The organism is Pseudomonas sp. SIMBA_067, from assembly GCF_046534675.1.
Lineage (GTDB): Bacteria > Pseudomonadota > Gammaproteobacteria > Pseudomonadales > Pseudomonadaceae > Aquipseudomonas > Aquipseudomonas putida.
The window spans coordinates 1-256 of sequence record NZ_JAWRYH010000815.1 but is presented as its reverse complement, the minus strand read 5'-3'; the positions used below and the strand labels follow the sequence as shown (position 1 = coordinate 256).

Genomic DNA, 256 nt, shown 5'->3' with positions numbered 1-256 from the left:
CATACTCGTTTGCGTTTACGCCTTGAAACCGGACGTACGCATCAAATTCGCGTGCATATGGCGTACTTAAACCACCCATTAATTGGCGATCAATCTTATGGCGGTCGTCCTCGTCCACCAAAAGGAGCAACGCCTGAGCTGTTTGAGTTACTGCGTAGCTTTAAGCGTCAAGCGCTCCATGCTGTTAAATTAAGCATTGCTCATCCAATTACCGGTGAAATGATGACCTGGCAAGCACCTATCCCTGATGATATGG

At 47.7% G+C, this 256-nt stretch carries 1 pseudogene; it reads left to right on the top strand.

The features are described 5' to 3' along the window. Positions 1-256 (top strand): annotated as a pseudogene (locus SB765_RS31465) (RNA pseudouridine synthase); the annotation flags it as partial.